Genomic DNA, 19,312 nt, shown 5'->3' on the forward strand with positions numbered 1-19,312 from the left:
TCTATGGTCGCCCATCGATCACAAACTCGCTCGGCCTGCCCCATGTTTCTCCTCTCCAAGATCTTCTGGCTGCTCGCCCAGCCCCTGTCGCTTGCCTTTGCGCTGGTGCTGTCCGGCTTCGTCTCGGTCGTCGCCGGATATCAGAGGCTGGGGCTCGTGCTGTCGGGGCTTGCCGCGCTGATTCTCTTCATTGCGCTTTTCACGACGACGGGCAGCGTGCTCCTGCAGAAACTGGAAAACCGCTTTCCGCGTCCACCTGCCCTTCCTGCGGATGTCTCCTGCCTGATCGTCCTCGGCGGCGCTCTCGAGAACGAGGTGATGGCCACGCGCGGCGGGATCGAGTTCAATCAGGCGGCCGACCGCTTCATCGAGGCGTTGCGCATCGCCCGGCTCCTGCCCGCGGCGCGCATTCTCGTCTCGGGCGGCGATGGCTCGCTGAGCGGCAGCTTCGATGGCGACGCCGAAGCGGCAGAGCGGTTCTTTCCCGAGTTCGGCATTTCGCTCGATCGCCTGATCCGCGAGGATGCCTCGCGCACGACCTTCGAGAACGCGGCGAATACCAAGGCGCTGCTGGCGCAGAACGGGCTGTCGAACTGTTTGTTGATCACCTCGGCCTTTCATATGCCACGCGCCATCGGGCTTTTCCGCAATCTCGGCATCGCCGTGACGCCCTGGGCGACGGACTACCGCACGACGGGCAAGGCAAGCCCCGGCCTCGATTTCACCCAGCCGGCCCTGAATGCACAGCTGACGACGACGGCGGTGCGCGAATGGATCGGGCTTGCCGCCTATTCGCTGACGGGCCGCACCTCCGCCCTCTTCCCGTCGGTGGAAAGCCCATGACCGTTCTCGATCTGCTCGATTACGCCGGCGTCGCCGTTTTCGCCGCAACCGGCGCCCTGTCGGCGTCGCGAAAGCAGCTGGATATCATCGGCTATGTCTTCCTCGCCTCCATCACCGGCATCGGCGGCGGCACGCTTCGCGACGTCATCCTCGGGGCAACGCCCGTCTTCTGGGTGAAGAACCCGCTCTATCTCGTCATCTGTGCGACGGTCGGCGTCGCGCTTTTCCTGTCCTCGCACCGGCTTGATTCGCGCTATCGCGCGCTCGTCTGGCTGGATGCGATCGGGCTGTCGGCCTATTGCGTCATGGGCGCCGCCAAGGGCCTCTCGGCCACCGGCTCGCCTGTCGTGGCGCTGGTCACCGGCATGCTGACGGCGACCTTCGGCGGCATCCTGCGCGATCTTCTGGCGGGCGAACCCTCGGTGCTCCTGCGTCCGGAAATCTATGTCACGGCCGCCTTGACCGGCTCGGCCGTCTTCACGCTCGCAACCCTTGTCGGCCTGCCGTTGATCGTCGCCTCCGGCCTCGGCATTGTCTCCGCCTTCGTGGTGCGCGGCGGGGCGCTCAAATTCGGCTGGACGCTGCCCACGGGCAAGGCCGGCCCGGGCCGGGACCCGGACGACGTGCTCTGAGGGTCTGCGTCTTTCGGGAGACGATGGGAAGGATCAGCGCTGCTTCGGCTTCAGCCGGATGACCACGTCGACATGGGAAATCTCCATGCCCTCGGGCGGCTCGGGAAGATTGCCGATCGTGATGTTGTTGACCGGGATATCGAGCACCTCGTTGGCGCCCTCCACGAAGAAGTGGTGGTGGTCGGACACATTGGTGTCGAAATAGGTGCGCGCGCCCTCGACGGAGAGAACGCGGATCATGCCCGCTTCGGTAAACTGGTGCAGCGTGTTGTAGACGGTTGCCAGCGACACGGGCACGCCGACGGTGACGGCTTCCTCGTGCAGCTCCTCGACCGTCAGGTGGCGGTCGCCCTTGGCAAACAGAAGATCGGCAAGCGCCATGCGCTGGCGCGTCGGCCTGAGGCCAAAGCGGCGCAAACGGTCGTCGGGCCTCAATCCTGTTTCCATCGTCATGCAGACTTGTCCGCTCAGCTCTTGTTAAGTTGAGTCATCGTGTCGATATAACTTTGGTTGGCCGGGCTTTCAATACACATAAAGCTGATACACCGGTTCATTGGCAGAAAAGGGCCCGAAAAAGGCACGAGATGGCAATTGCTACTGGTTGTTTCCGGCATCATGCGGTATGCGACTGCGGATATGCGCCAGAGCCGGGACCTCCGGACGGCATCGGACGACGACTGTATCGGACGGAGCCTGCGGGCTCGGCAGGACCAAGACCCGGTCCCCGACCGGGCAGACACAGACACCTTGGCGGAGACACCAGACGTTCATGACGACCAGACAATCCAGCTACGGCTACGACGACATCCTGCGTTGCGCGCGGGGCGAACTGTTCGGCCCCGGCAATGCGCAATTGCCGCTCCCGCCGATGCTGATGGTCCATCGCATCACGGACATCTCCGAAACCGGCGGCACCTTCGACAAGGGCTATATCCGGGCTGCGTATGACGTGAAGCCGGACGACTGGTACTTCCCCTGCCACTTCCCCGGCAATCCGATCATGCCCGGCTGCCTCGGCCTCGATGGCATGTGGCAGCTGACGGGCTTCTTCCTCGGCTGGCTGGGCGAGCCCGGCCGCGGCATGGCGCTGTCCACCGGCGAGGTCAAGTTCAAGGGCATGGTTCTTCCCGACACCAAGCTGCTCGAATACGGCATCGACTTCAAGCGTGTGATGCGCGGTCGTCTGGTGCTCGGCATCGCGGACGGCTGGCTGAAGGCCGACGGCGAAACCATCTACCAGGCAACGGACCTCCGCGTCGGTCTGTCGAAGGAGAAGGCTGCCTGATCCCGCAAGGGATCGCCGGCGCTGTCTCCAGTTCACTTCAAGAAAAGGTCATCGAGATGAGACGGGTTGTTGTCACGGGTCTTGGTATCGTTTCCTCCATTGGGAACAATGCCGAAGCAGTTACGGCATCGTTGCGCGATGCGCGCTCCGGTATCAGCTTTTCCAACGATTTCGCCGAACACGGCTTCCGCTGCCAGGTGTGGGGCTCGCCCGATCTGGACACCACGGATCTGGTCGATCGTCGCGCGGCGCGCTTCCTGTCGCAGGGCGGCGCCTGGAACCATGTCGCGATGAAGCAGGCCATCGCCGATTCGGGTCTCGAAGAGAGCGACATCTCGAACAACGAGCGCACCGGCATCATCATGGGCTCGGGCGGACCGTCCACCAAGACGCTGATCGAAGCCGCCGACATCACCCGCAAGAACAACAGCCCGAAGCGCATCGGCCCCTTCGCCGTGCCCAAGGCCATGTCCTCGACCGCATCGGCGACGCTCGCCACCTGGTTCAAGATCCACGGCGTCAACTATTCGATCTCCTCGGCCTGCTCGACATCGGCGCATTGCATCGGCAATGCCGCGGAGATGATCCAGTGGGGCAAGCAGGACATTATGTTTGCCGGCGGCCATGAGGATCTCGACTGGACGATGTCGAACCTGTTCGACGCGATGGGCGCGATGTCCTCGAAATTCAACGACACGCCATCGACCGCCTCGCGCGCCTATGACGTTTCCCGCGATGGCTTCGTCATCGCCGGCGGCGCGGGCGTGCTGGTGCTCGAGGAGCTGGAACATGCCAAGGCCCGCGGCGCCAAGATCTACGCCGAACTGACCGGCTACGGCGCGACCTCCGACGGCTACGACATGGTCGCCCCCTCCGGCGAAGGCGCCATCCGCTGCATGCGCCAGGCGCTCGCAACGGTCAAGACCGAAATCGACTACATCAACACGCACGGCACCTCGACGCCGGTCGGCGACAGCAAGGAGATCGGCGCCATCCGCGAGGTCTTCGGGGACAAGATCCCGGCTGTCCAGTCGACCAAGTCGCTGACGGGCCACTCGCTCGGTGCGGCCGGCGTGCAGGAAGCGATCTATGCGCTGCTGATGATGCAGGAACGCTTCATCGGCGAAAGCGCGCATATCACCGAACTCGACCCCGAATTCGACGGCGTGCCGATCGTGCGCAAGCGCATCGACGACGCCAAGATCGACACGGTCCTGTCGAACTCGTTCGGCTTCGGCGGCACGAATGCGACGCTCGTCTTCCAGCGCCACAGCGGGTAAGCCGTCATGACCGGTCTGATGCAGGGGAAGCGCGGCCTCATCATGGGCGTCGCCAACAGCCATTCGATCGCCTGGGGCATTTCCCAGGCGCTCGCGCGCCAGGGCGCGGAGCTTGCCTTCACCTATCAGGGCGAGGCGCTCGGCAAGCGCGTCAAGCCGCTGGCCGCCCAGCTGAATTCGGACCTGCTGCTGCCCTGCGACGTCGAGGATCTCGCCTCCGTCGATACCGTCATCGAGACGTTGAAGGACCGCTGGGGCAGCCTCGACTTCATCGTCCACGCCATCGGCTTTTCCGACAAGAACGAGCTCAAGGGCCTTTACGCCGACACGAGCCGCGACAATTTCAGCCGGACCATGGTCATTTCCTGCTTCTCCTTCACCGAGATCGCGCGCCGCGCGGCCGAGATGATGACGGCCGGCGGATCGATGCTGACCCTGACCTATGGCGGCTCCGTGCGCGTCATGCCGAACTACAACGTCATGGGCGTCGCCAAGGCCGCGCTCGAGGCGTCCGTGCGCTATCTCGCGGCCGATTACGGCCCCCGCGGCATCCGCGTCAACGCCATTTCCGCCGGTCCGATCCGGACCTTGGCGGGTGCCGGCATTTCGGATGCGCGCGCCATGCTCTCCTGGAACCAGAAGAACGCGCCGCTGCGCCGCACCGTCACCATCGACGACGTCGGCAATTCCGCCCTCTACCTCCTCTCCGACCTCGCCTCCGGCGTGACCGGCGAAATCCACTACGTGGATTCCGGCTACAACATCACCTCGATGCCGGTGCTGGAGACGTTGAGGACTGCTGACGGGGAGTAACCCGCAGCAATCCAATCCCCTTCTTCACCAATCTCCTTCTTCAAACGACAAAAGGCGCCGCGATGATCTCGTGGCGCCTTTTGCGTGATGGATGGACCGAAGGGACCTTACTTCCGGCCCCAGAGGATCTTGAAGCGGGCGTTGCGGCACGTTTCGCCCCATTCCTTGAAGGTTGCGTTCATCGTCGGCTCGTAGGGCAGGCCGCGATTGGCGACGAGCATCAGACGGCCGCCGGCCTTTAGCGACTTGGCGGCCATGGCGATCATGGCCGCACCGAGGGCGGGATCGGCCGCTTGGGTCTCGTGGAAGGGCGGGTTCATGACGATGAGGTCGTAATGGTCGCGCGGCGCTTCCTGCGTCAGGTCCTGCCAGTGGAAGCGGGTCGGCACTTTGGGTGCATTGGCCTTCAGGTTGCCGCGGGCAGCCTCCAGCGCGTGATAGTCGGCCTCGAACAGGTCGATGCCTTTGACAGCCGGCGCGCGTTCGGCGAGCATCACGGAGAGATAGCCCCAGCCGGCGCCGAAATCGGCCGCGTGACCGGCAAAATCCGTCGGCAGGCGCGACGCGAGCAGTTCCGAGCCGCCATCGATCCGGTCGTGCGAGAACATGCCGGGCGCCGCATCGAAGCGGCCTTCGACGCGAACGGGAACCGAGGCGAAGCGTTCGATCTCGGCGGCTGCGTCCTCGGGACGGGCGAACCAGAAGGCGACGCCGTGATATTTCGGCATGCTGTCGCCGCCCCATTCGAGCGCGTTGATGCGCTTGCGCAGCGACTGGATGCCGTCTTCCTTGGTGCCGGCCACGACGATCAGGCCGCCGATGCGGGTGCGCTTCAGCGCCTCGGCAATGCGGTTCTCGTTTTCGCCGCGGTGCTTGCCGCAGAGGATCAGCGTGGCGGCATAGTCGTCGCCCTCGACGAAGGGCGCAACGTTCGCGCCGGCAGAGACCAGCGCACGGTAGGCAGGGCGGTTCGGCTGGACGCAGACCAGCGCCGCGTCGAAGCCGTCCGGCAGCCGGTAGCCGGTCTCGGCGGCGAGGAAGAGCACGCGCTCGCCTTCGCCCGGCGGCGACAGCACGCCGCTGTCGAAGGGATGAAACAGGGTCTTGACCTTGTCGCTCGTCATTGCGTTTCGCCTCTTTGGCAGCCTCTTGCGGCTACCCGTCGTGCCGGATCTCTCGGGAGACCGGCGGTGTTCCATCTGGCGCCGCCTTGGCAGCGGCTGTCGTGATCATGCAAGAAGGGCGCGGAGCGATCAACGCCCCGCGCCCTTCCCGTCAAAGTTCGGCGGCTCGCCTTATTCGGCGGCTTCGCCACCCTTTTCGCTGACTTCCTTGCCGGTCGCCTGATCGACGACCTTCATGGACAGGCGCACCTTGCCGCGCTCGTCGAAGCCCATCAGCTTGACCCAGACCTTGTCGCCTTCCTTGACGACGTCGGAGGTCTTGGCAACGCGGTCGGTCGCCAGCTGCGAGATGTGAACGAGGCCGTCACGCGGGCCGAAGAAGTTGACGAAGGCGCCGAAATCGGCGGTCTTCACAACGGTGCCTTCATAGACCTGGCCGACTTCCGGCTCTGCAACGATCGAATGGATCCACTTGCGGGCCGCTTCGATTTCCTTGCCGGAAGACGAGGCGATCTTGATCGTGCCGTCGTCCTCGATGTTGACCTTGGCGCCGGTCTTCTCGACGATTTCGCGGATGACCTTGCCGCCGGAGCCGATGACTTCCCGGATCTTGTCGACCGGGATCTGCATGACTTCGATGCGCGGCGCGAACTCGCCGAGCTGGCTGCGACCTTCGGTGATGGCGTTGGCCATCTCGTTGAGGATGTGCTTGCGGCCGCCCTGTGCCTGGCTGAGCGCGACCTTCATGATCTCTTCGGTGATACCGGCGATCTTGATGTCCATCTGCAGCGAGGTGATGCCGGCTTCCGTGCCTGCAACCTTGAAGTCCATGTCGCCGAGATGGTCTTCGTCGCCCAGGATGTCGGAGAGAACCGCAAAGCGCTCGCCTTCGAGGATGAGGCCCATGGCGATGCCTGCAACCGGCTTGGCCAGCGGAACGCCAGCATCCATCAGCGCCAGCGACGTGCCGCAGACGGTGGCCATCGAGGACGAGCCGTTCGACTCGGTGATCTCGGAGACGACGCGCAGCGTGTAAGGGAACTGGTCCGGGCTCGGGAGCATCGGACGGATGGCGCGCCATGCAAGCTTGCCGTGGCCGATTTCGCGGCGGCCCGGGGAGCCCATGCGGCCCGTTTCGCCGACCGAGTAGGGCGGGAAGTTGTAATGGAGCAGGAAGCGCTCCTTGTACATGCCGGTCAGGCTGTCGACATACTGCTCGTCTTCGCCGGTGCCGAGCGTGGCGACGACGATCGCCTGGGTTTCGCCGCGGGTGAAGAGGGCCGAACCGTGGGTGCGCGGCAGGATGCCGACTTCCGAGACGATCGGACGAACGGTCTCGAGATCACGGCCGTCGATGCGGCTCTTGGTGTCGAGAATGTTCCAGCGAACGATCTTGGCCTGCAGGTGCTTGAAGACGGCGCCGATGACTTCGCTGGTGAAGCGGGGGTCCTGGCCTTCGGGGAAGAAGTGCGCCTTGACCTTGGCCTTGACGGCGTCGACGGCCTTGTAGCGGTCGGCCTTCTGCGTGATCTTGTAGGCATCGCGCAGTTCGGCTTCGAAATGCTGGAGCATCTCGGCTTCGAGGGCGGAATGATCTTCCGGTTCGAATTCGCGCGGCTCCTTGGCCGCGACTTCCGCAAGCTTGATGATCGCGTCGATCACCGGCTGGAAGCCCTTGTGGCCGAACATGACGGCGCCGAGCATGATCTCTTCGTTGAGTTCCTTGGCTTCCGACTCGACCATCAGGACGGCGTCCTGCGTGCCGGCGACGACGAGGTCGAGAACCGATTCGTCCATCTCGTCGAGATGCGGGTTCAGGACGTATTCGCCGTTGATGTAACCGACGCGCGCGCCGCCGACCGGGCCCATGAAGGGGACGCCGGAGAGCGTCAGCGCAGCGGAGGCCGCGACCATCGACAGCACGTCCGGATCGTTCTCAAGGTCGTGCTGGACGACGGTGACGACGACCTGGGTGTCGTTCTTGTAGCCTTCCGGGAAGAGCGGGCGGATCGGACGGTCGATCAGGCGGGAAACCAGCGTTTCCTTTTCCGACGGACGACCTTCGCGCTTGAAGTAGCCGCCCGGGATCTTGCCGGCGGCGTAGGTCTTTTCCTGGTAGTTGACGGTCAGCGGGAAGAAGTCCTGGCCCGGCTTCGGCGACTTGGCCGAAACGACGGTGGCGAGAACGACGGTTTCGCCATATGTGGCGAGAACGGCGCCGTCTGCCTGGCGGGCGATCTTGCCCGTTTCAAGCTTCAGCGGGCGGCCCGCCCATTCGATTTCGACGCTATGGGTATCGAACATATCTTGTCCTAACATTTGTGCGGCAAGGCCGCGCCGCAGGCCTCTGTAAAGAATGGCGCGGGCGTCCCTGCATGGTCGACGGATCACGGGCAAGACAACGGGAGGCTTCCGGGTTCACGAAGCCGGACGAGGCTTCGAAGCATCCTGCAATCCTGCCCCATGACAGGTCATCTGTTGCTTTGCAGTCCGGCACGTCCGGCCTGCTCATGGACTTTCAGGCGAGATGCGGAAGACCGCATCCGTAAAAAGAGGCCGGCGGGCGAGCGCCTTGCAGCACCGCCCGCCGGGAACGATCTTAACGGCGGATGCCGAGGGAAGTGATCAGCTTGGTGTAGCGGGCCTCTTCCTTCTTCTTGAGGTAGTCAAGAAGCGAACGACGGCTCGAAACCATGGCGAGAAGGCCACGACGCGAGTGGTTGTCCTTCTTGTGGCCCTTGAAGTGTTCGGTCAGGTTGTTGATCCGCTCGGTCAGGATGGCAACCTGGACTTCCGGAGAACCGGTGTCGCCTTCGACGGTTGCGTATTCCTTGATCAGCTGGGTCTTGCGTTCTGCAGTGATCGACATCGTGTGATCCTTTCGATTTTAAGGATTGCGGGTCGCCGGCAGCCGGGATGTCGTCTAGCTGCGGCCTTGAAGGCAGAAGGAGACGGGCACGTTAAAGCCCGTCCTTATGCTGGCGGTGCCTATAAAGCATTCGCGAGCGAAAGGAAAGACCCGCCTTCCCCCGCCCGGCCCCCCGCCCGGGCTCCCGCCGAACACGGCCCTATCCAGCCGCCACGCCGGTCCCGCCGTCGCTGCCTCCGTCCTTGCCGCCGCCCGTCCCGCCATCGGGGGCCGGCTTGTTCAGCCGGGCGCTGTCGATCTCCACCCGCCACTCGATGCCGTCCTCGTGCATCAGGCGCTGCAGGCGTGCATCGAGCGACATGCCGAGCATGCGCTCCAGCACCAGCGTCCCGAATCCCTTGCGGCCGGGCGTGCGCATTTCCGGTGCGATATCGGCGCGGCTCTCGCGCCAGACGAGGCGGAACGTGTCACCGTCGAGGCTCCAGGAGAGATCGACGCGGCCGTCCGCATTCGCAAGCGCGCCGTATTTGGTGGCATTGGTGGCCAGCTCGTGCAGCGCCATCCCGAGCATCTGCGACACCTGCGTATCGAGCCGCACCGGCGGTCCCGCCATGGAGAAACGATCGCAACCGTCGGGAATGAAGGGCTGGAGCTGGTTGTGCGCCAGCTCGTCCATGTCGATGCCCTGCGCGGCGTTGGCGATCATCAGGTCGGTCGAGCGCGCAAGGCCCGCCACGCGACGCCGGAAGGTTTCCACGAAGTCCTGCCGGCTTTCCGGCGAGGCTGCGGACTGGTTGAGCATCGACTGGATGACGCTCAGCTGGTTCTTGGAGCGATGCGCGACCTCGCGCATCAGGAAGCGGATCTCGGCCTCGGCGCGCACGCGTTCTTCCGCCGCTTCCGACAGAGCGGCCGAGACGACGGTCACCTCTTCCACCATATGATGCCGCATGGCGACCGGCTCGCCCTGCCCGAGCCGGCGGGCGTCGTCCGCCAGCAGCTTCACGCCGCGGCTCATCATCCGGGCGATGGCGAGCGAAATGGCAAGCGCGATGGCCGTAAACACCAGCGCTCCGCCGGACAGCCAGACATAGGAGCGCCGCGCGGTGGCATCGGCGTCGGCGGCCTTTGCCCAGGCGACGATCTTCCACCCGCTGAGCACGGAGAACTCGGTCACCGTGCGGTAGCGGATGCCCTGTTCGACCGCCTCGCCCACGCCGACGCGCAAGGAGGGCACGATGGACATGAAGAACGGCCTGCCGGGCGCGACCTTCGGGTCCGAAGCCGCCACGACATCGCCATTGCCGTCGATGATGGCGGCGTTCCAGCCGGGCGACAGGACGTCGCGGCCGATCGGGCGCTCCAGCGAGACGGCATCGCGTGTCAGCGTCATCAGATAGTCGTCCTCCCGTCTGGCCGAGAAGATGGGCAGGTAGACGTTGAAGACCCAGGTCCGGGCCGTGTTCCCGAAAAACACCGAGGACACCAGGGGCACGCCGCTGCGGAACGCCTGATCGACGGAGAGCGGATCGGAGGCGCGGCCAAGCGGCTGACCGAAGGGAATGCGCGTATTGACCCGCTGCTGATAGGTCCGGTCGATGATGAGCAGGTGCATGCCCGTGCCGGACAGCGCCGAGGCCGCGCGGCGATAGAAGGCGCCGAGATCGTCGTTCTCCAGCGATCGCGACGAGGCGAGCACGCGCAGCGTGGTCAGCATGCCGTCCACCTCGCGTTCGACGGCGCGGGTCACCGAGCCGGTCGAGGCTTTGAGAAGGGCGTTCACCACGCGCTCCTGGTCGTCCATGCTGCGCTTCAGGATCATCAGGGAGAAGACGAAGGACGGAACGATCGCCATCAGCAGAAGGGCCGCGAGATAGACGGCGAGAGGTCGGCGCAAACGGGTGCGCAGGCCGGATAGCCCGCTGGTCATGCGTTGGCGCAAGCCTCTGTTCAGCCCACCACCCAAGATCCCTGCCCCCGCAGCGTCGCGCATCCCTGAGGACACACCGGGGACGCTGCCCTTCGACCCCGTTCCCGAAGACGACTTCGTGGAACCGGCTCGCTCCCTCGCACGGAACGTCTGTCATCCGGCCCGTAAGGCCGGATGCCCGAATCACGGCACTAGACCATCCCCGGCCCTGTTTGAAAAGGCACGAGATTTCGCCTGCACGGAACCGTACGGAAAGCCCGTTCGATCGAGGCAGTTCTATCGGTCGAGGTGAGGGCTTTGCCGGCCAATGACATCAGGTCTGTCCGGGCAGGCCCGTCTGGTTCGGTCAGTCTGGTCCGGCCCGTCTTGTCCGGTCAGTCGGCGTTGAAGACCCGCTTCGGGCGAAACTCGCCTTCGCCGATCTCGCCGATCGCAACCAGCCGGCCGCGGACGGTGGCATAGGCCTCGTCTTCGGCCAGCGGCGCGTCGCGTCCGCGCAGGATGATCGGGTTGCCCATTCGGATGCGGTGCGCCTGATCTTCGGAAATGGCGATGTGCGGCAGGTTCGACAGGGCCTCTCCCGTATCGATCAGGAACGCATCGAGCGCCGCCAGACGGTCCTCGTCGCTCTCGATGGCTTCGAGCGCCGTCAGTTGCGCCAGCGGCACCATGGTTTCCTCGGCGAACGGCGCGACGAAGGATCGGCGCAGCGAAGCGATATGGCCGAAGCAGCCGAGGTCGCGGCCGAAATCGCGCGCCAGCGAGCGAACATAGGTGCCCTTGCCGCATTCGATCTCGAAATGCGCCAGATTGGGCGTGCAGCCGAGCAGCGACAGGCGGAAGATCTCCACCTCGCGTGCGGGAATGTCGAGCACCTCGCCTTCCCGCGCCAGATCGTAGGCGCGCTCGCCGGCGATCTTGATGGCGGAGAATTGCGGGGGAACCTGCGAGATCACGCCGGTGTAATTCGCAAGAAGGGCGCGCACGTCCTCCTCCTGCGGGCGGCTGTCGGAGGATTGAACCACGGTGCCTTCGAGGTCGTCCGTCGTGCGCTCCTCGCCCCAGGCGACGGTGAATTCGTAGATCTTGCGCCCGTCCATCACGTAAGGCACGGTCTTGGTGGCGTCGCCCAGCGCGATCGGCAGCATGCCGGAGGCCAGCGGATCGAGCGTGCCAGCATGGCCGGCCTTCTGGGCCTTGAAGAGCCACTTCACCTTGGAGACGGCTTCCGTCGATCCGAAGTCCAGCGGCTTGTCGAGGATCAGCCAGCCGGAGACCGGCCGCCCTTTTGGTTTGCGCGGTTTACCCATCGTCTTGTCGTTCCAATGTTCGTGTCGGTTTTATCGAACCCCCGAGGGTTCCGCTTCACTGTGCAGGCCCGTCATGCCGTCCGATAGGACCGACAGGGAAATCCCAAACGCCTAGCGGTCGTCGCCCTCGTCATCGCCCTTGTCATCACTCGGGCCCAGATCGCGCGCCACATCGGGCGAGCGCAGGAGTTCGTCGATCTTGCGGTAGTTGTCGAAGCTCGTATCGTCCTTGAAGCGCACTTCGGGCATGTACTTCATCTGGCGCAGATGCGGCGACAGCCGGCCCCGGAGGAATTTTGCGTGCCGGTTCAGCGCCTCGATGATGCCGTCGTGATCGGCGACGCCGAGCGGCGTCACGTAGGCCGTGGCCACCTTCAGGTCCGTCGACATGCGCACTTCCGAGATGGAGATGACCGTGGTCTCGATCAGCGGATCGCGCACCTCTCCCCGCTGCAGAACCTGGACCAGGGCTGCGCGGACTTGTTCGCCGACCCGCAGCATGCGCTGCGTGCGGCCCGAAGAGGTGGATTTGGCCATGATATATCCGATATCGAGCGCCGATCTCAGCGCGATTGAGGCGGTGCAATGCCTCTTTCGCGGCGGAAGGTCAAGGCTCGCAGCGCAAAAGTGCCGGACATGCGGGCTTGAGCCCTGCCTCTTGATCGGAAGGACGGCCCGTGTTCTCTACGCACGAGACCACGTCTGCGGAGCCGCCATGCACGTCCTCGTCATCGAAAACATGCCGCAGTCCGATCTCGGTCTGGTCGGCGTGGCGCTGAGGGAGGCCGGCGCGCGCCTCGATATCCGCAAGGCCTATGCGCAGGACCCCCTGCCGGCAGACTGCGACGGCTATGATGCGATGGTGGTGCTGGGCGGAGAGCAGAGCGCGCTCGACGACGCGCTTTATCCCTATCTCCCGGACCTGACCCTCCTCATGCGCCGCTTTACCGAAACGGACCGGGCGGTCCTCGGCATCTGTCTCGGCAGCCAGCTTCTCGCGCGGGCCCATGGCGCGGACAATCACCTCGGCACGGCGCGGGAGTTCGGCTGGCAGGCGGTCGCGCTGACGCCGGCCGGTCTCGCAGACCCCGTCCTCTCGGCCGCAGGCGAACGCTTCCCGGTCTTCGAGTGGCATTCCGACACCTTCACCCTGCCGCCCGGAGCGGAGGTTCTGGCCTGGAACGACACGGTTCCGCTGCAGGCCTTCCGCATCGGCCGGGCGAGCTACGGCATGCAGTTTCATTTCGAGGCGGGAACGGCCGTGATCGCCACGTGGAAGGAGATCTACAAGGACCAGATCGACCGGATCGATCCGGACTGGCTTTCCCGTTCCGCCCGTCTCCAGGCACGACATGGCGCGGCGTCCGACAGAGCGGGGCTGGCGCTCGCACGCGCCTGGGTCGAAACGATCCTCGTTCTGCAAGGGGGCGAAGTGGCATCGGCGCATTGCGGGCGAAACGTCTCTCAAGGCTGACGAAACGCCCGCCGACCATTGCGGCTTCAAGCCCTTCCCCCTATTCTCTTGATCATGAAGAGGTGGAGGACGCGCCGGTCTCCGGCGTGCGAGGCGCAATGATAGACCCTGCCGGACAGACGTCGAACCCATCGGTTCGCAATCGGATCGATGCGCGCTGCAGAACGCTGCTGCGCGTCGGCCTGCCGGTTGCCGGCCTCTGCGCCGGCATCGTCGTCGCCAGTCTCTACGGCACGACAGGTCCCGCCGCGGCCGCGGATTGCGAAGCGACGCCGAATGCCGGGATCGACTGGAGCGGCTGCAGCAAGGCCAACCTCATGCTGCCCTCGAGCACCCTGACCAATGCGGTCCTCGCCGGCGCCAATCTATCGGCCACCGATCTCGGCGGATCGGATCTCGCCGGTGCGAACCTCGAGAAGGCCACGCTGATCCGGGCCTCGCTGAGCGGTGCGACGGCGCAAAAGGCGAATTTCAAGCGGATCGAAGCCTACCGCTCCAACTTTTCCGGCATCAAGGCGGCCGGCGCGTCCTTCGCCGGCGCCGAACTGCAACGGACCAACCTGACGGAAGCGGACCTGACCGGGGCCGATTTCAGCAAGGCGGAGCTGTCGCGCGTCAACTTCGGGAAATCGACCCTGACCGGCACGCGCTTCTCGCTCGCCAACCTCGCCCGGGCCAAGCTGACGGGCGCGACCTTCGAGGGGCCGATCGCGTTCGACGAGGCGTTCCTCTATCTGACCCGCATCGAAGGGCTCGATCTCTCGACGGCAACCGGCCTGAAACAGGAGCAGATCGCGCTCGCCTGCGGCGATGCCAAGACGACGCTCCCACAGGGACTGACGCCGCCGCCGAATTGGCCCTGCAAGCACGACTGATCCTGCGAACACGATGGAAGGAACGGGAATGGCGCACGACCGGCCGCATCTGCCCCTGACCGGCGCCTGCCGCTGCGGCCAGGTTCGCCTGCGCATCACGGCCCAGCCGATCCTGACGATGGCCTGCCATTGCACGGGATGCCAGAAGATGACGGCTGGACCCTATTCCCTCAGCGTCGCCGTTCCCGCGGCCGGCTTCACGGTTGCCGAGGGCGAACCGGTGATCGGCGGTCTCCATGGCGACATGCTGCACCATTTCTGCTGCCCGCACTGCCTGAGCTGGATGTTCACGCGGATCGAAGGCCTGCCGGATATGGTCAATGTCCGCGCGACCATGCTGGACGATCTCACTTGGTATCGCCCCTTCATCGAGACCTATACCTGCGAAAAGCTCGCCTTCGCCGAAACGGGTGCCGCCCACAGCTACGAGCGTTTTCCGCCGATGGCGGATTTCGAGAGGCTGATCGGCGCCTATCACGCCGCAAGGTGAGGGTCAGAAGCCCTGGAACAGGAAGTCGAGCGCGGCGGTGATCTCGTCGGAACGCGACCGGAAATCGGCAACGAACGCGCCCATGTCCCGGGTCGGCACGACGGCCATAAACTGCGTCGCCATCACATATCGATTGCCCTCGATCTCAACGATCGGGTTCAGGCGGGGAAATGTCGGAGACAGATCGCCGGGAGGCAGAAGCGGTATCATCGTCCGCGTATCGAGGCCTGCGAGGATCTCCGCCTGCACGTCCAGCGCGAGGGCACCGTCATATCGCAGGCGGTAGGCGCAGAATCGGGCCATCAGAACTGGCGATAGCGCGCCAGCGGCAGGCCATGCTCGGCGATATAGCGATTGCTCGCCGCAAACGCCTCGGCGTTCTCGATCAGCCAGAGGCGCTCCCGCTCCGCCTTGACCGCCTTGGCGACGCCGTCGGCGGCCGCGCTCGCAATATCGATGTTCAGTTCCAGCGCGTCGGCGACGAGTTTGTCGTCGAGCGCGACATCCGGCCTGGTTCGGGCGGTTTGCGACATGGGATCATCCTCGATCAAGGCCCGGGCCGCCTGCACATCTTCCGGCACATCTGCAGATCGCTTCCGGGCGAGAGGAACAGGATAGACCATCCCGTCCGGAAGAAAAGAGGCACCGCGTCGAACGGCTTCACGCCGTGACGGTTTCATCCTCGACCGGCGCGCCCGGCGCGTTCTTCTTGATGGATTCGATGCAGTTCTTGGCGCTGGCTTTCGAGGCGTAGGCTTCGGACTGGACCATGGGCTCGCCGTTTGCCGCCTTGAACCGGACGAAGTGTTCACCGCCCTTGTTCTCGACGATCTCGAAGCGGTAACCGGATCCCGTCTCGTCCTTGGTCAGATCGACGGTGGACGCGCCCGGCGCATTCTTCTTGATCGATTCGATGCAATTCTTGGCGCTGGCTTTCGACGCGTAGTTCTCCGACCAGACCATCACTTCGGCATTGTAGAGGAACTGGGCTCGAAACTGGCCGCCGGCGGCTTTCAGGATCTTGAACTTGTGCATGTCGTCTCCTTCCCTTCGGCCAAAAGCGGGTGCTTCCGTCCGTCAGTGAAACCTACAACAAAACAGGCAGGACCGAAATGCAAAGTAACAAATGACACAGTGCCGGCCCCGGGATCGGAAATGGAGGGCCGGCTGTGTCTCGCGCCTTACTCGTCGCTCATCTTCAGGGCGGCGATGAAGGCTTCCTGCGGGATATCGACCTTGCCGAACTGGCGCATGCGCTTCTTGCCGGCCTTCTGCTTGTCGAGCAGCTTGCGCTTGCGGCTGGCGTCGCCGCCATAGCACTTGGCCGTCACGTCCTTGCGCATGGCCGAGATCGTTTCGCGGGCAATGACGTTGCCGCCGATGGCCGCCTGGATCGGGATCTTGAACATGTGCCGCGGGATCAGATCCTTCAGCTTCTCGCACATGTCGCGTCCACGCTTCTCGGCCGCCGAGCGGTGCACCAGCATCGACAGCGCATCGACCGGCTCGCCATTGACCATGATCGACATCTTCACGAGGTTTCCCTCCTTGTAGCCGTCGAGATGGTAGTCGAACGAGGCATAGCCCTTGGAGATCGACTTCAGCCGGTCGTAGAAGTCGAACACGACTTCGTTGAGCGGCAGCTCATAGGTGAGCATGGCGCGCTTGCCGACATAGGTCAGTTCCGTCTGCACGCCGCGCCGGTCCTGGCAAAGCTTCAGGATGCCGCCGAGATAGTCGTCGGGGGTCAGGATCGTCGCCTTGATCCAGGGCTCGTGAATCTCCGAGATGCGCACCGGGTCCGGCATGTCGGCCGGGTTGTGCAGTTCCTTCTCGGTGCCGTCCGTCATGGTCAGCTTGTAGACCACCGACGGCGCGGTGGCGATCAGGTCGAGGTCGAACTCGCGCTCGAGACGTTCCTGGATGATTTCGAGATGCAGCAAGCCGAGGAAGCCGCAGCGGAAGCCGAAGCCGAGGGCGGCCGAGCTTTCCATTTCGAAGGAGAAGGACGCATCGTTGAGGCGCAGCTTGCCCATGGCCGAGCGCAGATCCTCGAAATCGGCGGCATCGACCGGGAAGAGGCCGCAGAACACGACCGGCTGTGCCGGCTTGAAGCCCGGCAGCGCCTGCGCCGTCGGCTTTTTGTCCTCGGTGATGGTGTCGCCGACGCGGGTATCGGCCACTTCCTTGATGGAGCCGGTGAAGAAGCCGATTTCGCCCGGTCCGAGACTGTCGACCGCCAGCATCTTCGGCGTGAGCACGCCGACGCGCTCCACCTGGTATTTGGCGTCCGTGCCCATCATGCGGATCGTCTGGCCCTTGGCGAGCACGCCGTCGATGACGCGCACGAGAACCATGACGCCGAGATAGGTGTCGTACCAGCTGTCCACCAGCAGCGCCTTCAGCGGCGCTTTTTCCCCGCCCGGGCTTTTCGGCGCCGGCAACTGATGGACGATCGCCTCGAGCACGTCGGGAATGCCGAGGCCGGTCTTGGCCGAAATCAGCACGGCCTGGCTGGCGTCGATGCCGATGACCTCTTCGATCTGCTCGCGGATGCGGTCGGGTTCGGCCGCCGGCAGGTCGATCTTGTTGAGGACCGTGACGATCTCGTGATTGTTGTCGATCGCCTGGTAGACGTTTGCCAGCGTCTGCGCCTCGACGCCCTGGCTGGCGTCCACCACCAGCAGCGAGCCTTCGCAGGCCGATAGCGAGCGGGAGACTTCATAGGCGAAGTCGACATGGCCGGGCGTGTCGATCAGGTTCAGGATGTAGGTTTCGCCATTGTTGGCCTTGTAGTGCAGACGCACCGTCTGGGCCTTGATGGTGATGCCGCGCTCGCGCTCGATATCCATCGAGTCCAGCACCTGCTCGGACATGTCGCGCTCGGCAAGGCCGCCCGTCGACTGGATCAACCGGTCGGCAAGCGTCGACTTGCCATGATCGATGTGGGCGACGATGGAGAAGTTGCGGATATGATCCAGCGGCGTCTTGGAGGATGGTGTGCTCATGCGCCCGCATATAGCAGCGCTCCCGACGGGCGCAAAGCGGGAAATGCAGGGTGTTCAGCATTCGGATACCATAATGTCCAGCACCACCGACGCGTCTTGACTCCATCATAGAAGACGATAATTCTCTTATGATGGAAAATGATCTCTCATCGTTCGACCCCGATATCGCCGAGAGACTGCGGGCCTTGCGGCAGGCGCACGCTACGACGCTCGACGCGCTGGCGCAGCGGTCCGGCGTCAGCCGTGCCATGATCTCCCGCATCGAGCGCGGCGAGGCCAATCCCACCGCCCAGCTTCTGGCGCGCCTCTGCCACGCGCTCGGCACGACGCTCTCGCGCTTCTTTGCCGAGGAAGCACCAAAGGAAACACCCTTGCGGCGCGCGGGCGGGCAGCATGTCTGGCGCGATCCGGAGACGGGCTATGTCCGGCGCGCCGTTTCTCCGGAAGCCACCGGCTCCCCGGTCGATATCGTCGATGTCGCTTTCCCGCCCGGCGGGCGGGTCGTGTTCGAGCCGCAGCTTTTCGAGCCCCGGGCATTCGAGCCCCGGGCATTCGAGAGCGGCACGACGCAGCATCTCTGGATGCTCGACGGGCGCATGACGATGACGGCGGGCGACGAAACCTACGATCTCCACAGCGGCGACTGCCTGTTCATGCGGCTGAGCGAGACGATCGTCTTCTCGAACCCGCACGAACATCCCGCCCGCTACGCCATCATCCTGCATCGCGGTCATCCGCAAACGAGCAAGGGACGCGCATGACCATCGTAACCGCCGACAGACCGCAGACGATCCGCCCCCTGACCGGAGACGAGGCCCGCACCGTCATCCCCGCTTTGTCCGCGATCCTGACCGATTGCGTTGCCGACGGCGCCTCGGTCGGCTTTCTCTCGCCCTTCACCGAGGCCGATGCGGCGATCTACTGGCGCAGCGTCGCCGATGCCGTGGCGAACAGGCAGGTCGTGCTCATGGTCGCGGAGCATGCGGGCGAGATCCTCGGCACGGTACAGCTCGGCATCGCCCTTCCGCCCAACCAGCCGCATCGGGCGGATCTCAAGAAGCTTCTCGTCCACCGGCGCGGCCGCGGGCACAGCCTTGCCCGGTCGTTGATGGACGCTGCGGAGGAGCAGGCGCTGGCGCTCGGGCGGCATCTTCTCGTGCTGGATACGGCGACCGGCAGTCCGGCCGAGGCGATCTATGCCCGGCTCGGCTGGAGCCGGGCCGGGGTCGTCCCCGATTACGCGCTCTTTCCCGATGGCAGCTTCTGCGGCTCGACCTTTTTCTACAAGTCGCTTCTCTCGAACGACACGCCTGTCCCGGCCGAAAACCGATTTCCATCATAAGGCCGCAATCAATGCTATGAGGAGCAGGGAGCAATTT

Annotated in this window: 21 protein-coding genes and 1 pseudogene; 10 read left to right on the forward strand and 12 right to left on the reverse strand. The window is 64.6% G+C overall.

The genetic code is table 11. The features are described 5' to 3' along the window. The first annotated feature begins 42 nt into the window (after window positions 1-42). Window positions 43-843 (forward strand): YdcF family protein, encoded by an 801-nt coding sequence (locus tag ASG39_RS13055; RefSeq protein WP_062595393.1) that lies wholly within the window; start codon window positions 43-45, stop codon window positions 841-843. Continuing rightward, complete coding sequence (locus tag ASG39_RS13060; RefSeq protein ID WP_062595394.1) at window positions 840-1,475, forward strand: trimeric intracellular cation channel family protein; 636 nt, start codon at window positions 840-842, stop codon at window positions 1,473-1,475. Before ASG39_RS13055 ends, ASG39_RS13060 begins: the two co-directional genes overlap by 4 nt. Window positions 1,476-1,508: 33 nt before the next feature. On the opposite strand, the gene irrA is transcribed toward ASG39_RS13060, so the two are convergent. Further along, complete coding sequence (irrA, locus tag ASG39_RS13065) at window positions 1,509-1,928, reverse strand: iron response transcriptional regulator IrrA (RefSeq protein ID WP_062595395.1); 420 nt, start codon at window positions 1,926-1,928, stop codon at window positions 1,509-1,511. Between the two features lie 316 nt (window positions 1,929-2,244). Between irrA and fabA the strand changes: the two genes are divergently transcribed. Genes fabA through fabI form a run of 3 tightly spaced genes read left to right on the forward strand, consistent with a single transcriptional unit; the run spans window position 2,245 to window position 4,853 of the window. Next, entirely contained in the window at window positions 2,245-2,760 is a 516-nt protein-coding gene (gene fabA / locus ASG39_RS13070) for a 3-hydroxyacyl-[acyl-carrier-protein] dehydratase FabA (protein ID WP_062595396.1), read from the forward strand. 56 nt (window positions 2,761-2,816) lie between these two features. Then, a complete protein-coding gene (gene fabB, locus ASG39_RS13075; RefSeq protein WP_062595397.1) occupies window positions 2,817-4,040 on the forward strand; it encodes a beta-ketoacyl-ACP synthase I in 1,224 nt (407 codons plus the stop codon). A 6-nt stretch (window positions 4,041-4,046) separates the two neighbouring features. Further along, window positions 4,047-4,853, forward strand: a complete 807-nt coding sequence (gene fabI / locus ASG39_RS13080) for an enoyl-ACP reductase FabI (protein WP_062595398.1) — start codon at window positions 4,047-4,049, stop codon at window positions 4,851-4,853. A gap of 107 nt (window positions 4,854-4,960) precedes the next feature. On the opposite strand, the gene ASG39_RS13085 is transcribed toward fabI, so the two are convergent. From ASG39_RS13085 to rbfA, 6 genes are all read right to left on the reverse strand, one after another. Further along, window positions 4,961-5,977, reverse strand: a complete 1,017-nt coding sequence (locus tag ASG39_RS13085) for a class I SAM-dependent methyltransferase (RefSeq protein ID WP_062595399.1) — start codon at window positions 5,975-5,977, stop codon at window positions 4,961-4,963. A gap of 171 nt (window positions 5,978-6,148) precedes the next feature. Beyond that, window positions 6,149-8,281 (reverse strand): polyribonucleotide nucleotidyltransferase, encoded by a 2,133-nt coding sequence (gene pnp, locus ASG39_RS13090; RefSeq protein ID WP_062595400.1) that lies wholly within the window; start codon window positions 8,279-8,281, stop codon window positions 6,149-6,151. A 295-nt stretch (window positions 8,282-8,576) separates the two neighbouring features. Next, on the reverse strand, window positions 8,577-8,846 hold the full coding sequence (gene rpsO / locus ASG39_RS13095) for a 30S ribosomal protein S15 (RefSeq protein WP_062595401.1): 270 nt from the start codon (window positions 8,844-8,846) through the stop codon (window positions 8,577-8,579). Between the two features lie 199 nt (window positions 8,847-9,045). Beyond that, window positions 9,046-10,776: a sensor histidine kinase gene (locus ASG39_RS13100; RefSeq protein WP_082477216.1), complete on the reverse strand. Its 1,731-nt coding sequence runs from the start codon at window positions 10,774-10,776 to the stop codon at window positions 9,046-9,048. Between the two features lie 374 nt (window positions 10,777-11,150). After that, window positions 11,151-12,086, reverse strand: coding sequence for a tRNA pseudouridine(55) synthase TruB (gene truB, locus ASG39_RS13105; RefSeq protein WP_062595402.1), 936 nt, complete (start codon window positions 12,084-12,086; stop codon window positions 11,151-11,153). A 111-nt stretch (window positions 12,087-12,197) separates the two neighbouring features. Then, on the reverse strand, window positions 12,198-12,623 hold the full coding sequence (gene rbfA, locus ASG39_RS13110; RefSeq protein WP_062595403.1) for a 30S ribosome-binding factor RbfA: 426 nt from the start codon (window positions 12,621-12,623) through the stop codon (window positions 12,198-12,200). A gap of 178 nt (window positions 12,624-12,801) precedes the next feature. Between rbfA and ASG39_RS13115 the strand changes: the two genes are divergently transcribed. The 3 genes from ASG39_RS13115 to ASG39_RS13125 all read left to right on the forward strand — a co-directional run bounded on the left by ASG39_RS13115 (window position 12,802) and on the right by ASG39_RS13125 (window position 14,925). Then, window positions 12,802-13,560 (forward strand): type 1 glutamine amidotransferase, encoded by a 759-nt coding sequence (locus ASG39_RS13115; protein ID WP_062595404.1) that lies wholly within the window; start codon window positions 12,802-12,804, stop codon window positions 13,558-13,560. 98 nt (window positions 13,561-13,658) lie between these two features. Continuing rightward, entirely contained in the window at window positions 13,659-14,435 is a 777-nt protein-coding gene (locus ASG39_RS13120) for a pentapeptide repeat-containing protein (protein ID WP_082477217.1), read from the forward strand. Window positions 14,436-14,463: 28 nt separating this feature from the next. Then, the gene (locus ASG39_RS13125; protein WP_062595405.1) at window positions 14,464-14,925 is read left to right on the forward strand and encodes a GFA family protein; all 462 of its coding nucleotides are present in this window, start codon (window positions 14,464-14,466) and stop codon (window positions 14,923-14,925) included. Window positions 14,926-14,928: 3 nt separating this feature from the next. Here ASG39_RS13125 and ASG39_RS13130 read toward each other — a convergent pair whose 3' ends face one another. The 5 genes and pseudogenes from ASG39_RS13130 to lepA form a co-directional block, all read right to left on the reverse strand. After that, complete coding sequence (locus ASG39_RS13130; RefSeq protein WP_062595406.1) at window positions 14,929-15,228, reverse strand: CcdB family protein; 300 nt, start codon at window positions 15,226-15,228, stop codon at window positions 14,929-14,931. Next, the gene (locus tag ASG39_RS13135; RefSeq protein WP_062595598.1) at window positions 15,228-15,458 is read right to left on the reverse strand and encodes a type II toxin-antitoxin system CcdA family antitoxin; all 231 of its coding nucleotides are present in this window, start codon (window positions 15,456-15,458) and stop codon (window positions 15,228-15,230) included. Before ASG39_RS13135 ends, ASG39_RS13130 begins: the two co-directional genes overlap by 1 nt. Before the next feature lie 127 nt (window positions 15,459-15,585). Further along, window positions 15,586-15,795 carry a DUF1508 domain-containing protein gene (locus tag ASG39_RS24545; RefSeq protein WP_244481239.1) on the reverse strand — a complete coding sequence of 70 codons (210 nt, stop codon included), beginning with the start codon at window positions 15,793-15,795 and terminating at the stop codon, window positions 15,586-15,588. Further along, a pseudogene (locus tag ASG39_RS24550) lies at window positions 15,781-15,960 on the reverse strand (DUF1508 domain-containing protein); the annotation flags it as partial. The gene ASG39_RS24545 and the pseudogene ASG39_RS24550, both read right to left, overlap by 15 nt. Before the next feature lie 146 nt (window positions 15,961-16,106). Further along, on the reverse strand, window positions 16,107-17,933 hold the full coding sequence (gene lepA, locus ASG39_RS13145) for a translation elongation factor 4 (RefSeq protein ID WP_062595408.1): 1,827 nt from the start codon (window positions 17,931-17,933) through the stop codon (window positions 16,107-16,109). 131 nt (window positions 17,934-18,064) lie between these two features. Between lepA and ASG39_RS13150 the strand changes: the two genes are divergently transcribed. Then, a complete protein-coding gene (locus ASG39_RS13150) occupies window positions 18,065-18,694 on the forward strand; it encodes an XRE family transcriptional regulator (RefSeq protein WP_062595599.1) in 630 nt (209 codons plus the stop codon). Further along, complete coding sequence (locus tag ASG39_RS13155; RefSeq protein ID WP_062595409.1) at window positions 18,691-19,275, forward strand: GNAT family N-acetyltransferase; 585 nt, start codon at window positions 18,691-18,693, stop codon at window positions 19,273-19,275. Before ASG39_RS13150 ends, ASG39_RS13155 begins: the two co-directional genes overlap by 4 nt. Window positions 19,276-19,312: the final 37 nt, after the last annotated feature.

Origin of the sequence: Rhizobium sp. Leaf371 (assembly GCF_001424045.1) — a bacterium.
Taxonomy (GTDB): Bacteria; Pseudomonadota; Alphaproteobacteria; order Rhizobiales; family Rhizobiaceae; genus Ferranicluibacter.

Bases quoted from the DNA above. Each gene is read 5' to 3' on its own strand.
- rpsO (WP_062595401.1), bottom strand. From the start codon at position 8,846: ATGTCGATCACTGCAGAACGCAAGACCCAGCTGATCAAGGAATACGCA.
- fabB (WP_062595397.1), top strand. From the start codon at position 2,817: ATGAGACGGGTTGTTGTCACGGGTCTTGGTATCGTTTCCTCCATTGGG.
- ASG39_RS13085 (WP_062595399.1), bottom strand. From the start codon at position 5,977: ATGACGAGCGACAAGGTCAAGACCCTGTTTCATCCCTTCGACAGCGGC.
- rbfA (WP_062595403.1), bottom strand. From the start codon at position 12,623: ATGGCCAAATCCACCTCTTCGGGCCGCACGCAGCGCATGCTGCGGGTC.
- irrA (WP_062595395.1), bottom strand. From the start codon at position 1,928: ATGACGATGGAAACAGGATTGAGGCCCGACGACCGTTTGCGCCGCTTT.
- ASG39_RS13060 (WP_062595394.1), top strand. From the start codon at position 840: ATGACCGTTCTCGATCTGCTCGATTACGCCGGCGTCGCCGTTTTCGCC.
- ASG39_RS13055 (WP_062595393.1), top strand. From the start codon at position 43: ATGTTTCTCCTCTCCAAGATCTTCTGGCTGCTCGCCCAGCCCCTGTCG.
- ASG39_RS13115 (WP_062595404.1), top strand. From the start codon at position 12,802: ATGCACGTCCTCGTCATCGAAAACATGCCGCAGTCCGATCTCGGTCTG.
- ASG39_RS13130 (WP_062595406.1), bottom strand. From the start codon at position 15,228: ATGGCCCGATTCTGCGCCTACCGCCTGCGATATGACGGTGCCCTCGCG.
- ASG39_RS13100 (WP_082477216.1), bottom strand. From the start codon at position 10,776: ATGACCAGCGGGCTATCCGGCCTGCGCACCCGTTTGCGCCGACCTCTC.
- fabI (WP_062595398.1), top strand. From the start codon at position 4,047: ATGACCGGTCTGATGCAGGGGAAGCGCGGCCTCATCATGGGCGTCGCC.
- ASG39_RS13155 (WP_062595409.1), top strand. From the start codon at position 18,691: ATGACCATCGTAACCGCCGACAGACCGCAGACGATCCGCCCCCTGACC.
- ASG39_RS13120 (WP_082477217.1), top strand. From the start codon at position 13,659: ATGATAGACCCTGCCGGACAGACGTCGAACCCATCGGTTCGCAATCGG.
- fabA (WP_062595396.1), top strand. From the start codon at position 2,245: ATGACGACCAGACAATCCAGCTACGGCTACGACGACATCCTGCGTTGC.
- truB (WP_062595402.1), bottom strand. From the start codon at position 12,086: ATGGGTAAACCGCGCAAACCAAAAGGGCGGCCGGTCTCCGGCTGGCTG.
- ASG39_RS13150 (WP_062595599.1), top strand. From the start codon at position 18,065: ATGGAAAATGATCTCTCATCGTTCGACCCCGATATCGCCGAGAGACTG.
- lepA (WP_062595408.1), bottom strand. From the start codon at position 17,933: ATGAGCACACCATCCTCCAAGACGCCGCTGGATCATATCCGCAACTTC.
- ASG39_RS13135 (WP_062595598.1), bottom strand. From the start codon at position 15,458: ATGTCGCAAACCGCCCGAACCAGGCCGGATGTCGCGCTCGACGACAAA.
- ASG39_RS13125 (WP_062595405.1), top strand. From the start codon at position 14,464: ATGGCGCACGACCGGCCGCATCTGCCCCTGACCGGCGCCTGCCGCTGC.
- pnp (WP_062595400.1), bottom strand. From the start codon at position 8,281: ATGTTCGATACCCATAGCGTCGAAATCGAATGGGCGGGCCGCCCGCTG.